Source organism: Streptomyces sp. CC224B, assembly GCF_030010595.1.
Lineage (GTDB): Bacteria > Actinomycetota > Actinomycetes > Streptomycetales > Streptomycetaceae > Streptomyces > Streptomyces longispororuber.
On the sequence record NZ_JASCXL010000054.1, the window covers coordinates 57,971 to 64,661 of the forward strand.

Consider the following 6,691-nt stretch of genomic DNA (forward strand, 5'->3'; position numbering starts at 1 on the left):
GCGTCACGCCGTCTCCCGCCCGGCGGCGCGCAGGTGGCGTACCGCGTACGACCGCCACGGCCGCCACGCCTCGTCCACGTGCTCGCCGGGCGGGGCCACGTCCGGGTCGCCGAGCGCCCGCATGCGGATCAGGGCGACCGCCGCCGCGTCCACGCCGTCCACGGCGAGCAGGTGCCGCTCGGCGTCGTCGCGGTCGGCGCCCGCGTCCAGGCGTACGGTGCCGTCGGCCAGCGCGGCCGCCAGCGGCAGCCGCTCCGCGAGGGCCGCGGGCGCGGGGAAGACGTGCGTGAGCGGTCCGCACGGGCTCGGCAGCGGTGTGCCGTGCGCGGCGACCAGGCGCGCGGCCACGGCGCGGCCCACGACCGCGCGGACCGCGAACTCCTCCGGGTCGGCGGCCCCCGGCGAGCGCAGCCCCGGCCGGGCCCGCACCAGCGGCGCCAGGCGGGGGTCCGCGCCGAGCCGCTCGTCCACGGCGTACGGGTCGGCGTCCAGGTCGAAGAGACCGCGCAGGCGCTGCACGGCCGTGGTCAGGTCGCGCAGGTCCGTGAGGTGCAGCCGGGCCTCGAGCCAGCCGCCCGCGCGGGTGTCGGCGCGCCGCCGCGGGCCCCGCTCCTCGACGGCGACGATGCCACTGGCGTGCGGCAGCCGCAGCGTGCGCCGGTAGGTGCGCGCGCCGCGCTCACCGCGTACGTCCTCGACGCCGGGCAGCGCCTCGGCGGCGAGCAGGTCGAAGACGGCGGCGGCCTGGTACGGCCCGCGGTGGGCGAGCCGCAGCGGAATGCCCGCGGCGGGCGTGGCGCGGCCGCCGCCCCGCTTGGGCGCGGCGGCGCGCAGGCCGGTGGGCGTCAGGTCGTACACGGCGCGGATGGTGTCGTTGAACTGCCGCACGCTGGCGAAGCCCGCCGCGAAGGCGATCTCCGTGACCGGCAGGTCGGTGGTCTGGAGCAGCACGCGCGCGGTGTGCGCGCGCTGCGCCCGGGCCAGCGCGACGGGGCCCGCGCCGAGCTCGGCGGTGAGCTGCCGCTGCACCTGCCGGGCGCTGTACCCGAGCCGCGTCGCGAGCCCGCCGACGCCCTCGCGGTCCACCACGCCGTCGCCGATCATCCGCATGGCGCGGCCGACGACGTCCGCCCGTACGTTCCACTCGGCAGACCCCGGAACGGCGTCCGGGCGGCACCGCCGACAGGCCCGGAACCCCTGGCTCTGCGCGGCGGCGGCCGTCGGATAGAAGGTCACGTTCTGCCGCTTGGGCGTCACGGCCGGACAGCTCGGCCGACAGTAGATCCCGGTGGTGGACACACCGAAGAAGAACTCCCCGTCGAACCGGGCGTCACGACTGCGAACGGCTTCATACCGGGTGTCGAGATCGCTCACGTGTCCAGTGTCGTCCCCGCTCCCCCCACCGGCTGGCGGAATTCGGACACGGACACGCAGCAGTCACTCCCGCTGTCGGCCATCGTCCTGCGGGGCGGAACGGGTACCCAGCCGCTCCCCGCTCTCGGCCACCGTCCTGTGGGGCGGAACGGGTACCCAGCCGCTCCCGCTGTGGGCCATCGTCCTGTGCGGAGGAACGGGTACCCAGCCGCTCCCGCTGTGGGCCATCGTCCTGTGCGGAGGAACGGGTGCCCAGCCGCTCCCGCTGTGGGCCATCGTCCTGTGCGGAGGAACGGGTGCCCAGCCGCTCCCGCTGTGGGCAATCGTTCCGCACGGCGGAACGGGTGGGCACAGCCCTGGGTGCCGAGCCACCGGAAACCAGGGCCGGACCAAGGCGGGAGCCCACCCGCCCGCAGCGCGCTAGCGCACGCGCCCCCGCTTGAGATCCATCGCCGCCTTCCCCTCGGCTCCGCGCCGCTTCCACTCCTTCCGCATCTCCGCCCGCATCCGCGCGTTCGTCTTCGCGACGATCCGCTGGTTCTCGCGGAGCAGCTTCCGGTAGCTGTCGAGCCGCCGCTCGTGCAGCGAGCCGTCCTCCAGGGCGGCGAGCACGGCGCAGCCGGGCTCCGCCACGTGCGCGCAGTCGTGGAAGCGGCAGCCCTGTGCCAGTTCCTCGATCTCGGCGAAGACCTGTCCGACGCCGCTGCCGGCGTCGTAGAGGCCGACGCCGCGCAGGCCCGGCGTGTCGATGAGCACGCCGCCGCCCGGCAGCGGGATCAGGTTGCGGGTGGTGGTGGTGTGCCGCCCCTTGCCGTCGACGGCACGGATGGCCTGGACCTCCATGACGTCGGCGCCGGCGAGCGCGTTGGCGAGGGTGGACTTGCCCGCGCCCGAGGGCCCGAGGAGGACGCAGGTGCCGCCGCCGACGACGGCGGTGAGGACGTCGACCCCGTCCCCGTACGCGGCGCTGACGGGCAGCACCGGCACGCCGGGCGCGGCGGTCTCCACGTCCTGGACGAGGTAGGCGAGGGCGGTGGCGTCGGGCACGAGGTCGGCCTTGGTGAGGACGACGACGGGCTGGGCCCCGGACTCCCAGGCGAGGGCCAGGAACCGCTCGACGCGCCCGAGGTCGAGTTCGGCGGCCAGGGACACGGCGACGACCGCGTGGTCGACGTTGGCGGCGAGGATCTGCCCCTCGGACCGCTTGGACGAGGTGGACCGCACGAACGACGTGCGCCGCGGCAGGTAGTCCCGCACGTAGCGCGGGTCGCCGCCGGGCGCGTCCACGGCCGCCCAGTCGCCGGTGCAGATGACGCGCAGCGGGTCGTGCGGGGTGACGTAGGTGGTGTCGGCCCGGATGACACCTTCCTCGGTGACGACCAGGTCGCAACTGCCCCGGTCGACCCGGACCACCCGCCCGGGCAGCAGCCCGCGCTCCGCGTACGGGGCGAAGGCGGATGCCCAGCCCTCGTCCCAGCCGTAGGCGGCCAGCGGATGCGCGCCGGAGGCGGCGCCCGACGACGGGGAGGACAGCGGCGAACGAGAAGAAGACGCCGATGACGCAGCAGACGAAGACGACGCAGAAGACGGTGAAGCAGAAGACGAAGACGACGAAGACAAGGGGAAACCCTTCACAAGGGTGGCCCCGGCCCGCGCGCGACGGCGCGGCGAAGGCGCCTCAAGGCGCCGAGAGGAATGTCAGCCGGAGACCACGGAGGTGGAAGTGACGAACGTCCGGACGTGGGCAGCACCCATCGCAACGACAGCCATCGGTCACACCTCCGCTTCCTGTATCGGCCTGCTCCGGCGACACGGCGCCGGGGAACGTGGAGCACTCTAGTTCGGCCCGTCGGCGGCGCGCCACCTGTTTTTCCGCTCGGCTCCGTCCGCCCGTCACCCGTCCGCCGCACGCCCGGAATCCGGGGCAAGAAACCGGCGGGGCCGCGCCGGAAATGATTGAGCCGGGCCGCCTCCGCACGGTCTGATGGGGGCATGGAGCTCCCCTACCACGAGGACGTGTCCCCCGGCTCCGGCGGTCTGCCGCCCCGTGCGTGGTACGCGGGGTCGGACGCCGCCGTGCTTCCGCTCAACGGGAGCTGGCGGTTCAGGCTGTCGCCGGGGGCCGATGCCGAGGACGAGGCGTTCGCCGCCGACGGGTTCGACGCGGCGGCGTGGGACGAGGTCGCAGTGCCCGGGCACTGGGTGCTGCAGGGCCACGGCGCGCCGGTCTACACCAACCAGTTGTATCCGTTCCCCGTCGACCCGCCGCGGGTGCCCACCGAGAACCCGACCGGCGACCACCTGCGCTGTTTCGACCTGCCCGCCGACTGGCCCGCGGGCGGCGGGGCGACGCTGCGGTTCGACGGCGTCGAGTCGTGCGCGCGGGTGTGGCTGAACGGCACGCCGCTCGGGGACTTCAAGGGGTCCCGGCTGCCGCACGAGTTCGCGGTGGGCCCGCTGCTGCGGCCGCGCGACAACGTGCTCGCCGTGCGGGTGCACCAGTGGTCGTCGGGCTCGTACCTGGAGGACCAGGACCAGTGGTGGCTGCCGGGCATCTTCCGCGACGTGACGCTGCTGCACCGGCCCGAGGGCGCGGCCGGGGACTTCTTCACGCACGCGTCGTACGACCACCGCGACGGCACCGGCACGCTGCGGGTCGACTCCGAGGTCGCCGGGCGGGTCACCGTGCCGGAGCTGGGGATCGACGTCGCCACCGGGCAGAGCGTGACCGTGGCCGTGGAGCCCTGGTCGGCGGAGCGGCCCCGGCTGTACGACGGGGTGCTGGCCACGCCGGGCGAGCGGGTGCCGCTGCGGATCGGGTTCCGTACGGTCGCCGTGGTGGACGGCCTGATCACCGTGAACGGGCGGCCGATCCTCTTCCGCGGCGTCAACCGGCACGAGTTCCACCCGGAGACCGGGCGCGCGGTCGACCTCGCCACCATGCGCGCCGACGTCCGGCTGATGAAGCTGCACAACATCAACGCGGTGCGCACCTCCCACTACCCGCCACACCCCGCCTTCCTCGACCTCTGCGACGAGCTGGGCCTGTGGGTCGTCGACGAGTGCGACCTGGAGACGCACGGCTTCACCACGCGCGGCTGGGAGGGCAACCCCGTCGACGACGCCCGCTGGACCCCGGCGCTCCTGGACCGCGCGGAGCGCACCGTCGAGCGGGACAAGAACCACCCGTCGGTGATCATCTGGTCGCTGGGCAACGAGTGCGGCACCGGCCGGGGCCTGACCGCGATGGCCGAGTGGATCCGCGGCCGCGACCCGGGGCGGCTGCTGCACTACGAGGGCGACCCGTCCTGCGCCGACACCGACATGTACTCGCGCATGTACGCCGACCACGCCGAGGTGGAGCGGATCGGCCGCCGCGAGGACGGCGGCCCGGACCGGCGCCGGGGCCTGCCGTTCGTCCTGTGCGAGTACGCCCACGCCATGGGCAACGGCCCCGGCGGGCTCAGCGACTACCAGCGGCTCTTCGAGACGTACGAGCGGCTCCAGGGCGGGTTCGTGTGGGAGTGGGTCGACCACGGCCTGAAGCACCCGGTGCTGGGCTACGCGTACGGCGGCGACTTCGGCGAGGAGCTGCACGACGGGAACTTCGTCTGCGACGGCCTGTGCTTCCCCGACCGGACGCCGTCACCGGGGCTGCTCGAGTACAAGCGGGTGATCCAGCCGGTGCGGTTCGCGTACGACGCGGGGACCGGCACGGTGCGGGTGACCAACCTGTACGACGTCGCGGACCTGTCGGAGCTGTCCTTCGAGTGGACCTACCGCGTGGACGGCCCGGGCGGTGACGGCCCGTCGGCGTCCGGGCCGCTCGACGTGCCGCCCGAGCTCGGGCCCGGCGAGAGCGTCGAGCTGAAGCTGCCCGATCCGCCCGCCGCCGCCCGGGACGCCGAGACGTGGCTGCACCTGTCGGCGATGGTCTGCGAGGAGACCAACTGGGCGCCCCTGGACCACCTGGTGGCGTGCGCCGACTTCCCCGTGACCGCGCGTCCGCCGGTGCCCGTCGCCGCCGGTGAGCGGCCGCGCCGCCGCGGCTACGACCTGACGCTCGGCCCCGGCCGCTTCGACGTCCGCACCGGTGAGCTGCGCGCCCTCGGCGACCTCACCCTCAGGTCCGCGCCGCGCCTGGACGTGTGGCGGGCGCCCACCGACAACGACGACGGCGCGCCCTGGCAGCCCGACACCCGCCACGGGCCGCTGTGGCGCACCCTCGGCCTGCACCGGATGCGCCACCGGCTCGACGGCGTGGACACGGACGGGGAGGCCCTGACCGTCCGGACGCGGGTGGCGCCCGCCGCCCGCGACCTGGCGCTGCGCACCGTCTACCGCTGGACGTCCGACGGCACGGCCCTGCGCCTGGCCGTGTCCGTGACGCCCGAGGGCCGCTGGGACGAGGTGCCGCTGCCCCGGCTCGGCGTACGGCTCGGGCTTCCGGCCACGCTGGGGCACGCGCACTGGTTCGGCGGCGACGGCGAGGCCTACCCGGACACCAGGGCGGCCTCCCGGATGGGCTGGTGGTCGTCGCGGGTGGAGCGGATGCAGACGCCGTACCTGCGGCCGCAGGAGAACGGGGCGCGGGCCGACGTGCGCTGGGCGGAGCTGCGCGCGGGCTCCGGCGGGCCGGGGGTGCGCGTCGTGGGCGATCCGGCGTTCTGGTTCACGGCCCGGCCCTGGAGCACCGAGGAGCTGGACGCCGCCACGCACCGCACGGACCTGACGCCGGGTGACACGGTGTGGGTGCACCTCGACCACGGGCTGCGCGGCATCGGCTCCCAGTCGTGCGGGCCCGGGGTGCTGCCGCGGTACGAACTGCGGGCGGCGCCCGTAGAGTTCGCCTTCACTTTCTCGGTGGCCGAAGCGGGCCGGTGAGAGAAGACTGAGGGTCGGCGCCCCCGCGGCGGCCGGGCCCTCGCACCCCGTGTGACCCGGAGGAACGAGGTCGCGGCCGCCTAGACTGGAAGGGACGACTCACGCGCCGCCCTGGGGGGAGGGAGCACCCGGTGTCACACCAGCAGCTCGGCCACAGGCCCGCGCGGCCGGAGCCCACGCCCCCGCCCCCGGACGACGCGCGCCCGGCGCGGTTCGTGGGCTGGCTCGGCGGCTTCGGCTGCGTCGCCGCCGGGTACGCGGTGTTCCAGTCCCTGGTGGGCGTGTTGCCGGACGCGATCTCGCCCGACGCCGCGCGGTACGGCATCGCGGCGGTCAGCGGCGTCGGCACGGGCGTCGCCGCGTGGCTGTCGGCGGCGCTGCTGCGCGCCCGGTCGCAGGCGGGCGGCGCGGACGCCGGCCCGGTGCCCGCGCG

At 75.3% G+C, this 6,691-nt stretch carries 3 protein-coding genes and 1 pseudogene; 2 read left to right on the forward strand and 2 right to left on the reverse strand.

All coding sequences use genetic code 11. The annotated features are described in order from the left end of the window. Positions 1-3 precede the first annotated feature (3 nt). Complete coding sequence (locus QK440_RS21940) at positions 4-1,374, reverse strand: AlkA N-terminal domain-containing protein (protein WP_282794872.1); 1,371 nt, start codon at positions 1,372-1,374, stop codon at positions 4-6. Positions 1,375-1,794: 420 nt separating this feature from the next. Continuing rightward, positions 1,795-2,907, reverse strand: a complete 1,113-nt coding sequence (gene rsgA, locus QK440_RS21945; RefSeq protein WP_282794878.1) for a ribosome small subunit-dependent GTPase A — start codon at positions 2,905-2,907, stop codon at positions 1,795-1,797. A 459-nt stretch (positions 2,908-3,366) separates the two neighbouring features. Between rsgA and QK440_RS21950 the strand changes: the two genes are divergently transcribed. Both QK440_RS21950 and QK440_RS21955 read left to right on the forward strand, forming a co-directional pair. Then, the gene (locus tag QK440_RS21950; protein WP_282794873.1) at positions 3,367-6,258 is read left to right on the forward strand and encodes a glycoside hydrolase family 2 TIM barrel-domain containing protein; all 2,892 of its coding nucleotides are present in this window, start codon (positions 3,367-3,369) and stop codon (positions 6,256-6,258) included. Positions 6,259-6,389: 131 nt separating this feature from the next. After that, positions 6,390-6,691 (forward strand): annotated as a pseudogene (locus QK440_RS21955) (hypothetical protein); the annotation flags it as partial.

What these genes read in the sequence shown, in the direction of transcription:
- QK440_RS21950 (WP_282794873.1), top strand. Translation starts at nt 3,367, where the DNA reads ATGGAGCTCCCCTACCACGAGGACGTGTCCCCCGGCTCCGGCGGTCTG.